Genomic DNA, 18,818 nt, shown 5'->3' on the forward strand with positions numbered 1-18,818 from the left:
CCCTATTATGGTGTGGCAGATAATGCGTAATTTTACCGCCTTATAGGCACCACGCCTGAAATAAACGACAAAGATATGTATTCCTTTCTTACAACAGAAAACTGGGCCGATTACGAGTTAGTGGATAGTGGCAACTTTGAGAAACTGGAGCGTTTTGGCCAGTATTATGTAGCACGCCCCGAGCCGCAGGCCATCTGGGACAAGCATTTGCCCGAGCAGGAATGGCAGCGTATGGCCAATGCCGTTTTTACCCGCGACAAAGGCAGCCAGGAAAAAGGACAGTGGAAACTGAAGAAAGGAATGCCTGAGCAGTGGTTCATCAACTATAACTACAACGGCCTGAAGCTGCGCTTCCGGTTGGGTTTGTCGTCGTTTAAGCATGTGGGCTTGTTTCCGGAGCAGGACGCGAACTGGAAGTTTATTTACGACACCACCCGCAAGCTAAAAACGCCACAGCCAAAAGTGCTTAACATGTTTGCCTACACCGGTGCTGCCACGCTTGCTGCCAAAGCTGCCGGCGCCGACGTAACCCACCTGGACTCTATAAAGCAGGTGAACTTCTGGGCCCGCGACAACATGGAAGCCAGCAACCTCGACAACGTGCGCTGGATTGTGGAAGATGCCATGAAGTATGCCCGCCGCGAAGTGAAACGTGGCAACAAGTATAACGGCATTATCCTGGACCCGCCAAGTTACGGCCGCGGCCCGAACGGCGAAAAATGGCAACTGGAAGACGAGTTGAATGAAATGATAAAGCTTTGCCGCGAAATGCTGGACGGCACCGATTATTTCCTGCTTATAAATCTTTACTCGATGGGCTTCTCGGCGATGGTACTCGATAACCTGATGCGCGGCACATTCGGCGATATGGTGAAGAACGAAGAACTCGGCGAACTATACCTGCACGATAAAGGAGAGCGAAAATTGCCGTTAGGGACGTTTTTTAGGTTTACTTCGGCGGAAAGTTAGAAACTATAGTTATGAAAAGAGCTGCCTTATTACTAATTCTCATTATTACCATAAGCATTAATTCGAATGCTCAAAAATTAGCAAAATCAGATTTTAAGGCAACTTCATGGTTTGCGAACAACGAAAATCAAAGCTTTTATAGTTCTGACTCATTATCTCTAATTAGATTTCTGAATTTCAATACGGAAAATGACAGGTTGAATGAGTTGAATATAAAGCTCCAGCAAAATAAACATAGAGATATCACTGAACTCACTTTTGAAAAGTCTGGACGATTAAATGTCCAAGATTTACACGTAAAGAGTTGGACAAATTCCAAACTCGATGGAAAGTGGAGTTGGAGTTTTGATTCAGATGATCAAATTCTTAGCCTTTATTTTAGGAGAAAATTACACTCATCATTTAAAATTACTTCTAAAGAGAATGATAATATAGTTTGGAAATTTGAATACAACCAGAAGAAAACTGAATCGAAACTTAACCTGTTGATTTTAAATCTAGTTCGGATAAAATAGTATAACAACAATCATCAATTAACAATCAACGATGAAAAACCGCCTTGCACTGATCGATATGGGTACAAATACATTTCACTTGCTGGTAACGGAAGTGAATGAGCAGGGGCAGTTGCGCGACCTGTATAAAACCAAAGTACCGGTTCGTTTGGGACAGGGCGGCATCAGCAACGGCAACATCGCCCCCGAAGCCTACGAACGTGCACTAAAAACCCTTAGAGATTTCCGGAAGGTGATTGATGAACATGGCGCTGAAACGGTACGTGCTATGGCTACCAGCATGGTGCGTAACGCAGCCAATGGCGACGATTTTGTAAAGGACATCTACAAGCAAACCGATATTGAAGTAGAAGTGATAGACGGCGCCCGCGAAGCTGAACTGATCTACTACGGTGTGCGCTTCGCTGGTGTACTGAATGAGCAGACAGCCCTGCTCATGGACATTGGCGGCGGCAGTGTGGAGTTTATAGTTTGCAACAACCAGGAAATCTTCTGGAAACGCAGCTTCGAGATTGGAGCCCAGCGCCTGATGGACCAGTTCTTTACCGCCGACCCGATTCCAACCGAAAGTATAGCCGCTGAAAAAGCCTACTTAGCTGAAAAGCTACAACCCCTCACCGAAGCTGTAAACAAGTATAAACCAACTATACTCGTAGGCTCCTCCGGCACCTTCGACACACTTTGCGATATTGACGCACTCCGCAAAGGCGATACATCGCGCCAGCAAACTATACCGCCGGCTTCAGCGCTAGCAATGGATGATTTCTATAGTGTTTATGAAGAGCTACTGCGCAAAACCCACGAAGAGCGATTAGCGCTTCCCGGCATGCTGGAAATGCGCGTGGATATGATCGTACTAGCAACTATACTGGTAGATTTTGTACTGGAGAATTATAAGCTGCTGGAGATTCGGGTATCGTCTTATGCACTGAAAGAAGGTGTGCTGCAGCAAATGCTGGAGAAGTAATTTATCTGAATCAGGATTTACAGGATTAAAGGATTTTCGGGATGGGGCTTCTCGCTATAGTTGGAGTTGTAGTTCTATAGTTGTTCTTTTTTGCTGGCGCGGGTTTGCAACCCGTGTCTACTTATGGTGTTGAGTTTTCAACTCAACTGGCCCGGCAGGGACAGTAATTGCGCTGGCTATAATTTTATAGTTGCGGTTTTAACCCACCCCTACCCCCCCTAGAGGGGAATTTCGGCTATTACTAAAGTTGTAACTATAGTCTTATAATTTCCACCTTCTCACGGACAGGTCGCGACCCAATACCATCAACTTAATGCGAATTTGTCATCTCGACGAAAGGAGAAACCTATTTAAGATACTCTTGAATACATCCAAAATAGATTTCTCACTAAGTTCAAAATGACAGCATATTTCATTAAAATCCTTAAGTTGATGGTATTGGGTCGCGACCTGTCCCTACAATCCAAATCCTGTAAATCCTGATTCAGACAATAAAAAAAGCAGGATGTTCTCCTGCTTTTTTACTTTATCCTTTTGCTAAACGCTTTCTTTCCTTTTCGTAAGCCTTCCTCAGCTTCTTCAAATCGCGATTATTGTTTGTGTGCTTCATGGCCAGGGCTTCAGCATCATCTTTTAAACCCAACTGCACATCCTGCGATGCTAGCTGCTTGCCTAACTGCTCCTGCACGCTCTTCGTTTTACGATTTTTATAATCTTTTTGAAGTAGTATAGTTAATAAACCGATGGCAACTTCTTCTTCGCCCTGGCTGGCGTAGTACTGCACTACTTCGGCAGTAAATGGCAGCTTGGTTGTCTCTTTCGCATAGTTGTACAACGAGATGTAGTCCAGGCCGAAACGGTTTACTTCGTAGGCTTTGTAATGCTTCTCTGCCTGGTTATAAACCTGTAAAGCCTCAGTGTAGCGGCTGCTTGCTACGAAGCGGTTTATGTCTTCGAGCATCTGCTGATATCTGACTGCAGGCAGTATCGCCTCACGTCCGTCTTTTGCAGTAAAATCAGCTAGCTGGCAAACAGTGTTATCACCTGCCACTTTAAGTGCGGCCAGGTAAGACTTATCAGCAGCCAGGAATTGTTTGTTGCGGGCCAATTCTTTTGCCTGCTGCAGATGGTCGTCGTAAGCATTTTGAGCATTCTGGCATTCCTGGGTTACAATACGGTCGCGGAGCAGGTTATATTTGCCTAGCACCTCTTTATCCTGAGCCAGACCATAACGGCCCTGCATGGCTATAGCTTTTGAGGCCAGCGCGCGTGCATCGGATAACTGGTTATTCATGGCTTGCTGGTAACCAGTCTGTAGTTCGGCAAGTAATACCGGTTTAGCAGCTTTCTGTGCTAGTGTGCCAAGCTCGTTTACTTTTTTAAATGTATACCTGTCCTGTAGTTCCAAGGCAGCATCGAACTGGCTTAGCGCAGCTGTATAGTTTTTGCTGTTCAGGTAGTTTTTGCCTTTATCGATGTGCGTTACATAGTAGGTATATTTTACCTGGTTCTGCAGGTCAATAGCTTCAGTTGGCTGTGCCATCACATCCCGGTAATCGTTCTGGAAACGCAGGGCTTCTTCGGCTAACTTGTCAGCCTGTGCTATGTTGTTACGGCTAAATTCGCGCTTTCCTTCTGCTACTATGTTATGATATACACCGGTTGCGGCTCTACCTTCGCCTTCGCGCAAAGCTGGCATGTTGCAACCTAATCCGCCAACTTTATCACATACTTCGCGGGCAGTCCCGAAAGCCTGTAATGCGCCATTATAATCTCTGTTGTTAACCAGATTATGGCCGCGGTTAACATGTGAGGTGTAGATATCATGTGCCAGCACCTGCGCCATCTGGCGGGTTTCCGGGTCAATGCGCATTCCAGTAAGCACATCCAGGGTGCGGGCTGTAGCTTCGTTCAGGTAACCGTTCACAAAATCAAGGCGGGCAAGCTGCAGATGCGATGGTGCAAACTTTGGATTTACTTCCAGCGACTTTATAAAATAACCTTGTGCTGCATTTCCGTTTCCGGTTGTTACCAGGCTCATCCCTTTGTTAAAGAACTGCAGGTCCATGGTGCTCAGGGCGTAATCAACAGCACGGCGGCGCTCCTTCATCAGGCGGTTCAGGTCGGCCATTTTATCTGTAAGATGTTGTGGGTCGTATTGCCGCAAGTTTAGCTTATCTTTATAGTTCTCATCCTTTATGCGCGTATACATATCCTCCATCTGGCGCAGGTTGCGCTCGTGCAGGCTTATGCGGTCCACATCTTCGGGCTGTATGCGGTTAATATCTTCCAGCGCACGGCTTATAGTTGCTTCAGCAGTGTAATAACTTTGCACCTGTTCCTGGTATCTTTTAAAGCGGTTTACACTTTCTGAGGTATAGATCAGCTCTTTCGGCTCGACTACCAAACTATAGTTTTGATTAGCGGTAGTTGTATCAGGCATGGTTACATCCAGCACCACCACACCATCTTTGTTGAAAGAGATATTGGTCAGGTTAAATGACTGCAGTTCTTTTTTCTTGCCATCCAGCAGTTTGATCTTCGCATTCAGCTTTTCCGGCAGCAACACATCTTCCACGCCAAAACCTTTATAAGTAACATCGCTTCCAACCCCAATTTTGCTGAGTTTTACTGTTAACTGCAGTGCATTACCGGTATCGGCGATACGGGCCTGCTGCTCCATCCGAACTGTAAATTCCGGGTTACGCGTCGGGCGGCCGCCACCTTTCCGAATATCGCCATCTCGAAGCAGGTTAAGTATAGAATTGATGTTTTGTTGGCTGCTGTTACCAGTGGCGCTATACTTTATCAGGTAAGCTTCCGGGGTGGTTTGATCAAATATAAGTTTGGTCTGGGCCTGTGCTACAAAAGCAGCAAGCAGCATAAAAGCGGAAAGTATAGCTCGTATCATAGTAAAAATATAATTTGCCTAAGCAGGCACAGACAAAATCTGTTCCACAATCTTATTCAGGCTCTAAAGTATATAAAAAACTACATATTTACAGCGCTTTACAGAACTATAGCTTTTGCTGGGACAAGGATAAAGCAGGTATTAATGAAGCTATTAGTAACAGAATTTAGTAATTTGCCACCTTTGATTATCGCAACTCAGAATACATGTATACCTACCGACACTTATTTGATTTTACCCAGGAAATATTTTTAGCCATCGGGTGCCCGCCAAAAGATGCGAAACTGGCCGCCGAAGTTTTACTGGAAGCCGACCTGCGTGGCGTTGACTCACACGGTGTAGCCCGACTGAGCGGATATGTGCGCCTCTGGGAAGCAGGAAGAATAAACCCGACTCCAAACATGCGCATTGTACACGAAACACCCAGCACGGCCACTGTAGATGGTGATGGTGGTTTAGGATTGGTAATTGCACCAAAAGCGATGGACATTGCCATTGAAAAAGCCGATAAGGTAGGAACAGGCTGGGTATCGGTGCGAAATTCGAATCACTTTGGCATTGCCGGTTATCATGCTATGGAGGCCTTGAGCTCTGATATGATCGGTATGGCGATGACCAACGCAAGTCCGCTGGTTGCCCCGACTCACTCTATAGACCGTATGCTCGGAACTAACCCGATTGCAGTGGCGGTGCCAGCCAAAAAGCAGCCGCCGTTTGTAGCCGACTTTGCCACCGCATCTGCAGCTAATGGTAAGCTCGAGATTTTACAACGCAAAGAAAAGAAAGCTCCTGTGGGCTGGATACAAACTGCCGAAGGCGATGACACCGATAATGCTAACGAGCTAAAAGATGGCGGCGCCCTGCTACCGCTTGGATCAGACCTGGTACACGGCAGTCACAAAGGGTATGCGCTGGCAGCTATAGTTGATATTTTCTCGGCTGTATTGTCGGGTGCCAACTATGGTCCGTGGGTGCCACCATTTGTAGCCTTCCTGAATCCGCCAGCCGATCCGGTTGGAAAAGGTATTGGCCACTTTTTGGGAGCTATGCGCATCGACGCTTTCAGGCCTGCTGATGAGTTTAAAGAAAATATGGACCGTTGGATAGAAACCTTCCGGGCTGCCAAAACCAAGAAAGGCGAGAAAGCAGTATTGATCCCCGGCGACCCGGAACGCGAAATGACCGAGATACGCCTGAAAGAAGGAATTCCTTTGCTGCAACCTGTAGCCGAAGATCTGGAGAAGCTGGGCAAGAAGTTCGGTATTAAGTTTTAAACTATAGAACCAACTATAAAAAAGGGCCGGCAACTATAAATTGCCGGCCCTTTTATTTTCGGGAACGATTAAACACACCCCCACCCCTCTCAAGAGGAGAATTAAAATTACTTAACCTATTGGCCTAATGCTCTTTCGGACATCTTGTCCGAAAGCACTCTGCAGGAGGATTTCCTAATCCTCGTGTTACGAATGACGCGGACTAGGAAGTCCGCAGCCGGAACAGCCAAACTATAGTTTACAATGGCCAGAGGCCCGGCTATAGTTTGTCACGAGCGAGGACGTTCGCGCCATAGTTATCATTTACTCAATCTTTTTACCAGCCATTGCCTGCTTAATAGATATCTGCATCACACGCTCCGCAAACGGGCTTGTCTGTTCTTCCAGCGTATCTACAGCTTTCAATATAGCATCTTTATCTCCACTTGGCAATACGTTTTTCAGGTTCTGCACATTGGTTCTGGTTAGCTCTATCTCTTCAGCTGTCAGGTGCTGGCCGTTCTTATCAACAAAGCGCTCCACCTGGTAGATCATCTGCTCGGCGGTTGTGCGGGCCTCTATCACCATGCGGGTATTTACGTCTTCGCGTGCGTGGGTAATCGAGTCCATCAACATCTGCTCTACCTGCTCATCGGTCAGGCCATACTGTGGCTTTACCTCTACTTCCTGGCGCACACCGGAACGTAGCTCAATGGCTTCAACTTTCAGGATACCATCGGCATTCAATATAAAGTTGACATCTACTTTCGGGAAACCGGCTGGCATAGCTGGTATGCCTTTCAGATCGAACTCAGCCAACTTACGGTTCTCTTTCACAAGGTCGCGCTCTCCCTGGTACACCGAAATTTTCATGTTCACCTGTCCGTCTACTGACGTGGTGTACTGACGACCGGCCTTGGTTGGAATTTTAGAGTTACGTGGAATGATAGAATCCATCAGGCCACCCATCGTCTCGATACCCAACGTAAGCGGCGTTACATCCAGCAGCAGAATATCTTTACGATTACCGGCCAGTATGTCGGCTTGTATGGCTGCTCCAAGAGAAACAACCTCATCAGGGTTAAGCGTGTTGTTGGCTTGTTTCCCAAAGAAGTTAGATACAGCTTCGTACACTATCGGTACTCGCGTTGAACCACCAACCATGATCACGGCATCTATCTGCTCGGGCTGTAGTTTGGCATCGCTCATTGCCATACGGCAGCTTTCTATAGTTCGGGCTACAGTTGGGGCAATCAGTGTTTCAAAAGTATGGCGCTCTAAATGGCAATCTATAGTTCCGTTTATAGTTCCGGTGAAAACCGGCTGAGAGCTTAGCGTTCTCTTAGCTTCCTCGGCTTTTAAGCGTAGTTCCTGCTGCAGGTTTTTATCCTGATTTATAGTATCGGCAATCAACTCGTTGTTTTGTATCCAATGATTGATGATCGCACGGTCAAAGTCATCGCCACCCAGATAAGTATCGCCGTTCGTAGAGAGCACTTCAAAAATACCCTGGTGGATGCTCAGGATAGAAATATCAAATGTACCACCACCCAGATCATACACGGCTACTGTTTTCTCTTCGTTTTGGTCTATACCAATGCCATAGGCTAGTGCTGCTGCAGTAGGCTCATTTACGATGCGCAATACTTCGAGGCCTGCCAGTTTGCCGGCATCGCGGGTTGCCTGGCGTTGCGAGTCGTTAAAGTAAGCCGGTACCGTAATTACAGCACGGTTAACTGGTGTTTTAAGCGAGTGCTCAGCGCGCTCACGCAGTTCCTTCAGTATCTCTGCCGATAGCTCAATAGGCGAATAGAATTTATCTCCTACTCTTATCTTCACTAAGCCTTCGCTGTCGTCATCAATTATCTTGTAGCCAAAGTAGTCTTTGTGTTCGCCAACGTCTTTATACGACTTGCCCAGCAGGCGCTTAACAGAGTAAATAGTATTTGCCGGATCGGTAGTCAGGTAATCTTTTGCTTCGGTACCAACTATAGTTTCGCCGGTCTGGGTAAAATGCACCACCGACGGCACAATGGTTCCGCGGCCCTGATCATTAATAGCGATGGGAGTTTTATCTTCAGGATGGATGTAGGCCACCAGGCTGTTGGTTGTGCCCAGATCTATACCTACTATAACTTCTTCCTGCTGAATGGAGCCGGTAGAAAGGTTTATTGCAACTTTTGCCATAGTATCTATACTTAGGTGAGGCCGCAAGCTTATAGTTGCAGCTCAATGGCGCAAAGTTACGAATTATTTAGGCAGGGATTAAGGGATAAGCAGTTAATAAGGAGCCTTAATCGGTCACAAAACTATAACCCGCAAGTGTTAACTATAAACGCTTAACTATAGCATTAATCTTCCTTCTTTGGCACTATAATAAACACGTCCTCATTCGGGCGCTTCATCAGGTATTTTTCGCGGGCGTACTTTTCCAGGAGATCAGCATTTCCCATCAGGGCTTTGCGGTCTTTCTCCACCTCTTCCATTTTCTCCATGTAATCTTCCTTCACAGCTTCCAGATCGCTGAGTTGTTTGCTCATTTGGTACTGCGTAACAAAGTCGTTAGAGTCGAAAAAGAGCATCCATGCCACAAACAGGGCTGTTGTGATAAAATAAAAGCTACGGAAAAATTTGGGGATGCGCTTGATCATAGGAACACGTGGGCTAAAAGTACTTACACAAAAATAAGGCTGTGGATCATATAACCCACAGCCTTAGAGATAAATATTTTTAAATATTGGATTTTAGAACTTACGGCCCGGATAGTACGCTATTTCACCTAGCTCTTCTTCGATACGAAGTAATTGGTTATACTTAGCCATACGGTCAGAACGTGACGCAGAACCAGTCTTGATCTGGCCTGTGTTAAGCGCAACTGCCAGGTCAGCAATCGTGTTATCCTCTGTCTCACCTGAACGATGACTCATCACGCTCTTATAACCATGACGTAAGCCTAAGTTAATGGCATTTATAGTTTCCGTCAGCGTACCAATCTGGTTCACTTTGATCAGGATAGAGTTCGCTACACCCTGGTCTATACCCTGCTGCAGGCGCTTCACGTTGGTTACAAAAAGGTCATCACCTACCAGCTGTACATTCTTACCAATTTTCTCAGTAAGCTCTTTCCAGCCAGCCCAGTCGTCTTCTGCCATACCATCTTCAATCGAGATGATCGGGTATTTCTCCGTCCACTCTTTCCAGTAGCTTACCATGTCCGAAGACGAAAGTTTATCACCGGTAGATTTCTTGAACGTGTAAAGACCAGTAGACGCATCGTAAAATTCAGAGCTAGCCGCATCCATGGCAATCATCATATCGTCGCCTGGCTTGTAACCAGCAGCTTCAATTGCCTGCAGTACTACTTCAATAGCTTCCACGTTAGACGCGATGTTAGGGGCAAAACCACCTTCGTCACCTACGTTCGTAGAAAGGCCTTTTTTCTTCAGTACATTCTTCAGATGATGGAACACTTCTGAACCCATACGCAACGCTTCAGAGAACGAAGGCGCACCAACAGGCATGATCATGAATTCCTGGAAGTCGATGGCGTTATCTGCATGGCTACCTCCGTTCAGAATGTTCATCATCGGTACTGGCAACGTATTCGCATTAACTCCACCTACATAGCGGTAAAGCGGCATGTTAAGCTCTTGTGCAGCAGCACGTGCTATTGCCAACGAAACGCCAAGTATAGCATTAGCACCCAGTTTTCCTTTGTTGTCAGAGCCATCCAGCTCGATCATGATCTTATCCAGCAGGTTCTGGTCAAACACCTGGAAACCAATAAGCTCTTCAGCAATTGTATCGTTTACGTTTTTAACTGCCTGCAGCACGCCTTTGCCCATGTACTTGCCCTTGTCTCCATCACGAAGCTCAACAGCCTCATGAATACCGGTAGACGCTCCAGACGGTACAGCAGCACGGCCCATTACACCAGTTTCAGTTATTACATCAACTTCTACAGTAGGATTGCCTCTAGAATCGAAGATCTGTCTGGCTTTGATATCAGTAATTAAGCTCATTAGTTGTTTTGATCTATAGTTTTACTTGATTTTTACTTTGCTCTAATAATGCCACGAAGTCATCAAACAGGTACTCAGAATCGTGTGGCCCCGGCGAAGACTCCGGGTGGTATTGCACTGAAAAAGCCGGCTTGGTTTTCATACGCATCCCCTCAATGGTATTATCATTCAGGTTTATGTGTGTAACTTCCACATCCGGGTGGTTTCTCACTTGCTCCGCATCCACCACAAATCCATGGTTCTGACTTGTAATTTCGCTTCTACCTGTAATCAGGTTTTTAACCGGATGATTTAAGCCTCTATGCCCATTATGCATTTTGTATGTAGCAATTCCGTTTGCCTGTGCCAGTATCTGGTGCCCCATGCAAATACCAAACATTGGCTTCGACTTAGCCAGTATTTGTTTTACACTGTCTACCGCATCTTTCGTAGCTGCAGGGTCGCCAGGTCCGTTCGAAATAAAATAGCCATCCGGGTTCCACTTCTCCATCTCTTCAAAAGGAGTGTTATACGGGAATACTTTAACCTCACAACCGCGTTGCATAAAATTATGTAAGCTGTTGCGCTTTACTCCAAGGTCCAGCACTGCAACTCTAAACTTAACATCTTCTGGCTTCAGGTCATAGGTTTCCGGAGTACTTACTCTTGATGAAAGCTCTAATCCAGCCATGGAAGGAACTTCAGCCAGTCTCTTACGCAGCTCGTCAACATCTGTTATCTCCGACGAAACTATGGCATTCATAGCACCTTTGTCTCGAATATGACGAACCAGCGCACGTGTATCAATTTGGCAAATACCTACAATTCCGGCCTTTTCAAAGTATTCCTGTAAAGACCCTTCGGCTGTTTTTCTGGAATAATAATGAGAGAAGTCCTTACACACCAACGCACTGATCTGTACTCTGTCAGATTCTACTTCCTGGTCTTGTACTCCATAGTTGCCTACATGAGATACAGTGTTAACTACTACCTGACCATAGTAAGACGGGTCTGTAAATATTTCCTGGTAACCTGTCATACCGGTATTAAAGCAAAGCTCTCCACCGGATGTTCCAATTCTGCCTAAGCTCTTTCCTTTGTAGATTGTACCATCTTCTAATAAAAGAATGGCTTCTGTAGCGGTATGTTTTTTCATCTTGAGATTTTTACAAAAATAAAAAAGGGACACGACTTCCGTCATGTCCCTTTAAAATATTTCAAAGAATCAGCTTATTCAGCATCTTTTGACTCTTCTGCAGTTGCATCTGTTTCAGCTGCTTTAGGAGCTTCAGCAGCACCATCAGCTTTCTTCTTAGCACCACCAGCACGACGACGTGTTTTCTTGGCACCTGCTGCACCAGTTGATGCCAGCATATCCTCGTTGTAGTCTACAAGCTCGATAACACACATTTCTGCGTTGTCACCTAGACGAAGACCTGTTTTAAGGATACGAGTGTAACCACCTGGTCTGTTAGCGATCTTTGCTGATACTTCATCAAAAAGCTCCTTAACAGCTTCCTTCTCCTGAAGGTAAGCAAATACAGTTCTTCTTGAGTGTGTAGTATCGTTCTTAGATTTTGTAAGAAGAGGCTCAACATACTTACGCAATGCTTTAGCCTTAGCTACTGTAGTAGAAAGACGCTTGTGCAGGATAAGGGAAGCAGCCATGTTTGACAGCATCGCCTTACGGTGAGCAGCAGTTCTTCCTAAGTGATTAATTTTTTTACCGTGTCTCATTATTTTGAATTGTGCACGGGCATACCGTCGATCAACCTATACGGGATCGGGAATTATGCCGTAAGTTATTATTCTTCTTCTAATTTATATTTAGAAAGATCCATCCCGAAGGTCAGGCCTTTCTCCTGAACCAGATTCTCTAGTTCAGTAAGCGACTTCTTACCAAAGTTACGGAATTTCATCATATCAGAGATATCCAGTTGTACCAGATCTCCAAGTGTTCTGATATCCGCAGCTTTTAAGCAGTTGTAAGCTCTAACTGATAGATCCATATCCTGAAGTGGCGTCTTCAGAACTTTGCGCATATGCAGCAGTTCTTCGTCAACAACTTCTTCTTCTTCTGGCTTAGCAGTTTCGAAGGTCATGGTATTATCAGAGAACAGCATAAAGTGCTGAATAAGTATATTCGCAGCTCCTTTAAGAGCATCTTCCGGATGTATAGATCCGTCAGTCTGAATATCTAACAGAAGCTTTTCGTAGTCAGTCTTTTGCTCAACACGTGTATTTTCAACACTAAACTTCACGTTCTTAATTGGCGTGAAGATTGAGTCTATAGAGATAAGACCAAAAACCTGGTCAGCAGCCGGCTTGTTCTCATCAGCAGGTACGTAACCACGTCCCTTCTGAATGGTAAGCTCAACTTCTAATGAAAGATTCTTATCCAGGTTGCAAATCACCAGTTCAGGGTTAAGTACTTCAAAGCTTGAAGTAAATTTGCTGATATCGCCGGCAAAGAATGTATCTGTGCCATTAATTGTTACTGTGATCTTATCATCGATAACTTCGCTGATCTTCTTAAAGCGAACCATTTTAAGGTTCAGGATGATGTCAGAAACATCCTGCACCACACCTTCAACTGATGAAAACTCGTGCAGTACACCAGGAATGCGAACGCTAGTAATTGCATAACCTTCCAGAGAGGAAAGTAAAATTCTGCGCAGCGCATTACCGATGGTTACACCGTAACCTTTTTCAAGCGGCTTGAATTCAAATAAACCATGAAAGTCGTCGGCTTTCTCCATTACAACTTTCTCTGGCATTTGAAATGCTAATATTGACATACTTGCAGTGTTAAAGGTTAAAAATTGATTATGTTGCTTACTTAGAGTAAAGCTCAACGATTAGCTGCTCCTGAATTTTCTCAGGTATCTGGTCGCGCTGTGGCACAGCTATAAACTTGCCAGCCATTTCACTACCATCCCACTCTAACCATCCAAAAGCTCTGGCGTTACGAACAGTCAGACTGTTTGTAATAGCTTCCAAAGATTTAGACTTCTCTCTAACCGCTACAACGTCACCAACTTTTAAGCTATATGAAGGTATGTTAACGATATTACCATTAACCGTGATATGCTTGTGAAGCACTAACTGACGTGCTGCTCTTCTTGTTGGAGCAACGCCAAGACGGTAAACAGTGTTATCTAATCTTGATTCAAGTAGGCTCAGTAACTCTTCACCTGTAACACCACTCTTACGAGCTGCTTTCTCGAACAGATTAGCAAATTGCTTCTCAAGAAGACCGTAGATAAACTTAGCTTTCTGTTTTTCAGTCAGCTGAATAGAATATTCTGATTGCTTCTTACGACGGCCACGGCCGTGCATCCCTGGAGGGTATGCTTTCTTTTTTAATGCTTTGCTTGGGCCGAAAATCTCTTCGTTAAACTTTCTTGAGATTTTGCTTTTTGGACCAGTATATCTTGCCATTTTATTTAATCTACTTTAAAAATTAAACTCTTCTGCGTTTAGGAGGACGACATCCGTTGTGTGGTAGAGGAGTAACATCCTTTATAGTTGTTACTTCGATACCTGAATTTTGCACAGTACGGATAGCGGACTCTCTACCTGCGCCAGGACCTTTAACAAAAACTTCAGCTTTACGCATACCAAGGTCATAAGCAACCTTTGCGCAATCTGAAGCTGCCATCTGTGCAGCGTAAGGAGTGTTCTTTTTAGAACCTTTAAAACCCATTTTACCAGCAGAAGCCCAAGATATTACTTGACCTGCATTGTTGGTTACTGAGATAATAATATTATTGAAAGAAGCTTTAATGTGTACTTGGCCAGTTGCTTCTACAACTACGACACGCTTTTTAGCTTTATCTTTTCTTTTCTGAGCCATGATCAATTAATTATTTAGAAGCTTTCTTCTTGTTTGCAACTGTCTTACGCTTACCTTTTCTCGTACGAGAGTTATTTTTGGTACGCTGTCCACGAACTGGTAGACCTTTACGGTGTCTTAAACCACGGTAGCAACCGATATCAAGAAGACGCTTAATGTGCAACTGAACTTCAGATCTTAAAACACCTTCAGTCTTGTGCTCAGAAGCAATAATATTTCTGATCTCATTGGACTCATCTTCAGTCCAGTCTTTCACCTTTTTGTCAAGATCCACCCCGGCTTTGGTTAAGATAGATTTTGAAAGATTGCGGCCTATACCAAAGATATAGGTTAAAGCGATCTCTCCTCTTTTGTTATCCGGAATATCTACTCCTGCTATTCTTGCCATACTTATTTAATTATCCTTGTCTTTGTTTATATCTTGGATTCTTTTTGTTGATTACATAAAGCTTTCCATTGCGGCGGATAACCTTGCAATCCACACTTCTCTTTTTAACTGATGCTTTAACTTTCATTGTATTTATTTATATCGATAAACAATCCGACCTTTTGTTAAATCATAAGGAGACATCTCCAGCTTCACTTTATCTCCTGGAAGGATCTTAATGTAATTCATTCTCATCTTTCCAGAAATGTGAGCGATTAACTGATGCCCGTTTTCAAGTTCTACACGAAACATAGCATTTGATAATGCTTCTACAATTGTCCCGTCCTGTTCTATAGATGACTGCTTGGCCATTTATAAGTTTTTAGCTTTTTCTATATAATCAAAAGTAGTTAATACTTCTGCTTTACCTTTTCTTACTACTACCGTATGCTCAAAATGAGCAGAAGGTTTTTTATCTCTTGTTCTTATAGTCCAGCCATCTTCCTCCTGAACAACGTTTCTTGTTCCCAGATTTATCATTGGCTCAATTGCAAGTACAAGTCCTTCCTGTAGTTTAACACCTTGCCCCTTCTTTCCATAGTTCGGAACTTCAGGCGCTTCATGTAAGTTACGGCCAACTCCATGACCAACTAACTCTCTTACTACACTGAAACCGTTTGCTTCAGCATGTTGCTGTACAGCATGGCTAATGTCACCCATCCTGTTACCAACTATAGCTTTTTCAATTCCTTTCTGAAGGCTTTTCTTTGTAACTTCAAGAAGTTTTTTAACCTCTTCCGATACATTGCCTACTGCATGTGTGTAAGCTGAGTCACTATGGAAACCTTTATAATAAACACCACCATCAACTGAAATAATATCTCCGTCTCTTAATTGGTGTTTTCCCGGGAAACCATGAACAACTACAGCATTAGGTGAAATACATAAACTATAAGGGAAACCATTATAGTTCAAAAAGGAAGGTTGAGCACCGTGGTCTTTTATAAACTCTTCAGCTCTTTTATCAAGCTCAGCGGTTGTAATACCCTCTTTTATAAGAGAAGCTATTTCGCCATGGGCTTTGCCTAATATCAAAGCACCCTGGCGAATTAGCTCAATTTCTTCTTCAGTTTTGTAAAATATCATTTATTAAGATACCATCGCTATATTCTCAGTCCTTCCTCTTAGTTTACCTGACTTCATCATACCATCATAATGGCGCATCAGCAGGTAACTTTCGATTTGTTGAAGAGTGTCAAGAACAACACCAACCATAATAATAAGAGAAGTACCACCAAAAAACTGTGAGAACTCTCTTGTTATCCCGAACAACATTGCGATTGCAGGAAAGATCGCTACTAGAGCTAGATAAATAGCACCTGGCAGAGTAATTCTAGTTAAAATAGCATCTATATATTCTGAAGTAGCACGGCCTGGTTTCACGCCTGGTATAAACCCGCCACTTCTTTTTAGATCATCCGCTATTCTGTTTGGATCAACACTGATAGCAGTATAGAAATAGGTAAATACTAAAATTAGTAAACCAAAAACTAAATTATACTGCCACGACGTAAAGTCAGAGAAAGTAGATCCAATGTAATTTGCAGTTTCACTTGTATCAGCCCACATTCCAGCTATCATAGATGGCAGGAACATTAAAGACTGAGCAAAGATGATTGGCATAACGCCAGCTGCATTCACTTTTAAAGGTATAAACTGACGCTGACCGCTATATAAAGAGTTTCCACCAACCTGCTTCGCATACTGCACTGGAATTCTTCTTATAGCCTGGGTAAGCATGATTACTGACATTACAACGAAGAACAGAACTGCTAATTCGAACAGGAATAACAGCGCGCCATTCAGTTGTTTTGACAAAAATTCTGCAGCAATTGCTCCAGGGAATCTTGATACGATACCGATCATAATAAGCATGGATATACCATTACCTATTCCTTTATCGGTTATCTTTTCACCTAACCACATACAGAAGATTGTACCTGCTGTAAGTACGATCATTGATGTGATGGTAAATAATGTTGTGTTAATAGCTATTGCTTCACTGTTTATAGTGGCAACAAAGCCTACTGCTTGTGCTAAAGTAATGACAATGGTAAGAACTCGGGTAATCTGGTTGATTTTCTTTCGACCAGATTCACCCTCCTTCTGCATCTTTTGAAAATAAGGAACAGCAATAGTTAACAGCTGTAATACGATCGAAGCCGATATATATGGCATGATACCTAATGCAAAGATGGATGCATTGCTAAATGCACCACCTAAGAAAGTATCTAACAAACCGAATAAACCGGCAGTGTTAGCTTTTAATTGATTAGGATCAACACCAGGAAGAACAACATAAGAACCGAGTCTGAATATTGCTATAAAACCGATTGTATTGAGTATTCTAACTCGTAGATCATCAATAGCAAATATGTTCTTTATTGTTGTTAAAAACTTCTTCATACCTATTAGATAGCTACTGTTTTACCGCCTGCTTTTTCAATTGTTGTTGTAGCTGTCTGAGAGAAAGCATGGGCGTGAACCTCAATCGCTTTATTTAACTCACCTCTACCCAATACTTTTACTTTATCGTTCTTAGAAACAAGTCCATGAGCTTTGAAGAAATCAAAGTTAAGAACAGTTTCTCCTGTGCTCTCAGCTAATGACTGAAGAACATCTAAGTTGATACCTTTGTATTCAACTCTGTTTATGTTCTTGAAGCCAAACTTAGGAACACGTCTCTGAAGTGGCATCTGACCACCTTCAAATCCTGATTTCTGCGAATAGCCTGAACGAGACTTCGCACCTTTGTGACCTCTAGTAGAAGTACCACCTCTACCAGATCCGGTACCACGGCCAAGTCTTTTTCTTGACTTTACAGCTCCTTCAGCAGGTTGTAATGAATGTAAATACATTTTATTGTTCTTTTACTACGATCAAATTCTGAACTTTATTAACCATACCAGCAATCTGTGGTGTAAACTCTACAGTTACTGATTTATTGATTTTTCCTAAACCTAAAGCCTGAATTGTAAGCTTCTGGTTCTTAGGTCTGTCAATAATGCTTTTAACTTGTGTGATAGTTACTTTCGCCATGACATTAACCATTAAATACTTTCTGTAAATTAACACCTCTTTGCTGTGCAACAGCTAATGGATCACGCATTTTTGCTAAAGCATCAAAAGTAGCCTTCACCACGTTATGTGGGTTAGATGATCCTTTTGATTTGCAAAGTACGTCTTTTATACCAGCACTTTCAAGTACTGCACGCATAGCACCACCAGCAATTACACCAGTACCTGGCGCAGCTGGTCTAACTAATACATAACCACCTGAGTATTTGCCTTCCATAGAATGTGGCACAGTGTGATGATATAAAGGAACTTTAACTAAGTTTTTCTTAGCATCATCAATTCCCTTAGCAATTGCATCAGTTACTTCATTGGCTTTACCTAATCCGTAACCTACAACTCCGTTCCCGTCACCAACAACAACTATAGCAGCGAAGCTAAATCTTCTACCACCTTTTACTACTTTGGCAACTCTGTTTATAGCTACTACTCTCTCCTTTAATTCGATTTCGCTAGCCTTTACACTACGTATATTGTTCTTCAACATAATATTTTAGAATTTAAGGCCAGCTTCCCTAGCACCTTCAGCCAATGATTTAACTTTACCATGATACAGGTAGCCAGATCTATCGAATACTACTTGCGTAATACCTTTTTCCAGGGCTTTAGAAGCTATTTCTTTACCTACTTTAGTAGCAGTTTCAACATTAGCCTTCGTAGCATCATCTAATTTAGCTGAGGATGCAGCAGCAAGTGTTACTCCTGCAACATCATCAATAATCTGTGCATAAATTACACGATTACTTCTGAAGACAGACAGCCTTGGTCTTTCAGACGTACCGGCTATCTTTCTTCTGATGCTTTTCTTAATTCTTGATCTTCTTTGTACTTTATTAGCAGACAT

The 18,818-nt window shown here is 43.4% G+C and carries 22 protein-coding genes; 4 read left to right on the plus strand and 18 right to left on the minus strand.

The window, feature by feature from the left end:
- Positions 1–75: 75 nt before the first annotated feature.
- From KYK27_RS03225 to KYK27_RS03235, 3 genes are read left to right on the plus strand one after another with little or no spacing between them, the layout of a single operon-like run.
- Entirely contained in the window at positions 76–969 is an 894-nt protein-coding gene (locus KYK27_RS03225) for a class I SAM-dependent methyltransferase (RefSeq protein WP_199108607.1), read from the plus strand.
- Positions 970–980: 11 nt separating this feature from the next.
- Entirely contained in the window at positions 981–1,484 is a 504-nt protein-coding gene (locus tag KYK27_RS03230; protein WP_199108608.1) for a hypothetical protein, read from the plus strand.
- Positions 1,485–1,515: 31 nt separating this feature from the next.
- Positions 1,516–2,451 carry a phosphatase gene (locus KYK27_RS03235; protein WP_199108609.1) on the plus strand — a complete coding sequence of 312 codons (936 nt, stop codon included), beginning with the start codon at positions 1,516–1,518 and terminating at the stop codon, positions 2,449–2,451.
- 526 nt (positions 2,452–2,977) lie between these two features.
- On the opposite strand, the gene KYK27_RS03240 is transcribed toward KYK27_RS03235, so the two are convergent.
- Positions 2,978–5,362 carry a hypothetical protein gene (locus tag KYK27_RS03240; protein ID WP_233150227.1) on the minus strand — a complete coding sequence of 795 codons (2,385 nt, stop codon included), beginning with the start codon at positions 5,360–5,362 and terminating at the stop codon, positions 2,978–2,980.
- Positions 5,363–5,568: 206 nt separating this feature from the next.
- On the opposite strand from KYK27_RS03240, the gene KYK27_RS03245 reads away from it, so the two are divergent.
- A complete protein-coding gene (locus KYK27_RS03245) occupies positions 5,569–6,636 on the plus strand; it encodes an Ldh family oxidoreductase (RefSeq protein ID WP_199108610.1) in 1,068 nt (355 codons plus the stop codon).
- Positions 6,637–6,939: 303 nt separating this feature from the next.
- On the opposite strand, the gene dnaK is transcribed toward KYK27_RS03245, so the two are convergent.
- The 17 genes from dnaK to rplR form a co-directional block, all read right to left on the minus strand.
- Entirely contained in the window at positions 6,940–8,802 is a 1,863-nt protein-coding gene (gene dnaK, locus KYK27_RS03250; protein ID WP_199108611.1) for a molecular chaperone DnaK, read from the minus strand.
- A gap of 164 nt (positions 8,803–8,966) precedes the next feature.
- A complete protein-coding gene (locus KYK27_RS03255; protein WP_199108612.1) occupies positions 8,967–9,266 on the minus strand; it encodes an FtsB family cell division protein in 300 nt (99 codons plus the stop codon).
- Positions 9,267–9,359: 93 nt separating this feature from the next.
- Complete coding sequence (eno, locus tag KYK27_RS03260) at positions 9,360–10,637, minus strand: phosphopyruvate hydratase (protein ID WP_199108613.1); 1,278 nt, start codon at positions 10,635–10,637, stop codon at positions 9,360–9,362.
- Between the two features lie 13 nt (positions 10,638–10,650).
- Entirely contained in the window at positions 10,651–11,772 is a 1,122-nt protein-coding gene (gene carA, locus KYK27_RS03265; protein WP_199108614.1) for a glutamine-hydrolyzing carbamoyl-phosphate synthase small subunit, read from the minus strand.
- A 74-nt stretch (positions 11,773–11,846) separates the two neighbouring features.
- Positions 11,847–12,353 (minus strand): 50S ribosomal protein L17, encoded by a 507-nt coding sequence (gene rplQ, locus KYK27_RS03270; protein ID WP_199108615.1) that lies wholly within the window; start codon positions 12,351–12,353, stop codon positions 11,847–11,849.
- A 68-nt stretch (positions 12,354–12,421) separates the two neighbouring features.
- A complete protein-coding gene (locus KYK27_RS03275) occupies positions 12,422–13,414 on the minus strand; it encodes a DNA-directed RNA polymerase subunit alpha (RefSeq protein ID WP_199108616.1) in 993 nt (330 codons plus the stop codon).
- A gap of 37 nt (positions 13,415–13,451) precedes the next feature.
- The gene (gene rpsD, locus KYK27_RS03280) at positions 13,452–14,057 is read right to left on the minus strand and encodes a 30S ribosomal protein S4 (protein WP_162427694.1); all 606 of its coding nucleotides are present in this window, start codon (positions 14,055–14,057) and stop codon (positions 13,452–13,454) included.
- 22 nt (positions 14,058–14,079) lie between these two features.
- The gene (gene rpsK / locus KYK27_RS03285) at positions 14,080–14,472 is read right to left on the minus strand and encodes a 30S ribosomal protein S11 (RefSeq protein ID WP_137759957.1); all 393 of its coding nucleotides are present in this window, start codon (positions 14,470–14,472) and stop codon (positions 14,080–14,082) included.
- Between the two features lie 10 nt (positions 14,473–14,482).
- Entirely contained in the window at positions 14,483–14,860 is a 378-nt protein-coding gene (rpsM, locus tag KYK27_RS03290) for a 30S ribosomal protein S13 (RefSeq protein ID WP_162346230.1), read from the minus strand.
- 10 nt (positions 14,861–14,870) lie between these two features.
- Complete coding sequence (gene rpmJ, locus KYK27_RS03295) at positions 14,871–14,987, minus strand: 50S ribosomal protein L36 (RefSeq protein WP_162427695.1); 117 nt, start codon at positions 14,985–14,987, stop codon at positions 14,871–14,873.
- 5 nt (positions 14,988–14,992) lie between these two features.
- Entirely contained in the window at positions 14,993–15,211 is a 219-nt protein-coding gene (gene infA, locus KYK27_RS03300; protein ID WP_159585173.1) for a translation initiation factor IF-1, read from the minus strand.
- Positions 15,212–15,985: a type I methionyl aminopeptidase gene (map, locus tag KYK27_RS03305; RefSeq protein WP_199108617.1), complete on the minus strand. Its 774-nt coding sequence runs from the start codon at positions 15,983–15,985 to the stop codon at positions 15,212–15,214.
- A gap of 3 nt (positions 15,986–15,988) precedes the next feature.
- Positions 15,989–17,305, minus strand: coding sequence for a preprotein translocase subunit SecY (gene secY / locus KYK27_RS03310; RefSeq protein WP_199108618.1), 1,317 nt, complete (start codon positions 17,303–17,305; stop codon positions 15,989–15,991).
- A gap of 5 nt (positions 17,306–17,310) precedes the next feature.
- Positions 17,311–17,757 (minus strand): 50S ribosomal protein L15, encoded by a 447-nt coding sequence (gene rplO / locus KYK27_RS03315; protein ID WP_199108619.1) that lies wholly within the window; start codon positions 17,755–17,757, stop codon positions 17,311–17,313.
- 1 nt (position 17,758) lies between these two features.
- A complete protein-coding gene (gene rpmD, locus KYK27_RS03320) occupies positions 17,759–17,938 on the minus strand; it encodes a 50S ribosomal protein L30 (RefSeq protein ID WP_219337347.1) in 180 nt (59 codons plus the stop codon).
- 4 nt (positions 17,939–17,942) lie between these two features.
- The gene (rpsE, locus tag KYK27_RS03325) at positions 17,943–18,461 is read right to left on the minus strand and encodes a 30S ribosomal protein S5 (protein WP_162427700.1); all 519 of its coding nucleotides are present in this window, start codon (positions 18,459–18,461) and stop codon (positions 17,943–17,945) included.
- A gap of 6 nt (positions 18,462–18,467) precedes the next feature.
- A complete protein-coding gene (rplR, locus tag KYK27_RS03330) occupies positions 18,468–18,818 on the minus strand; it encodes a 50S ribosomal protein L18 (protein WP_199108621.1) in 351 nt (116 codons plus the stop codon).

This window comes from Pontibacter populi, assembly GCF_019336435.1.
GTDB classification, from domain to species: domain Bacteria; phylum Bacteroidota; class Bacteroidia; order Cytophagales; family Hymenobacteraceae; genus Pontibacter; species Pontibacter humidus.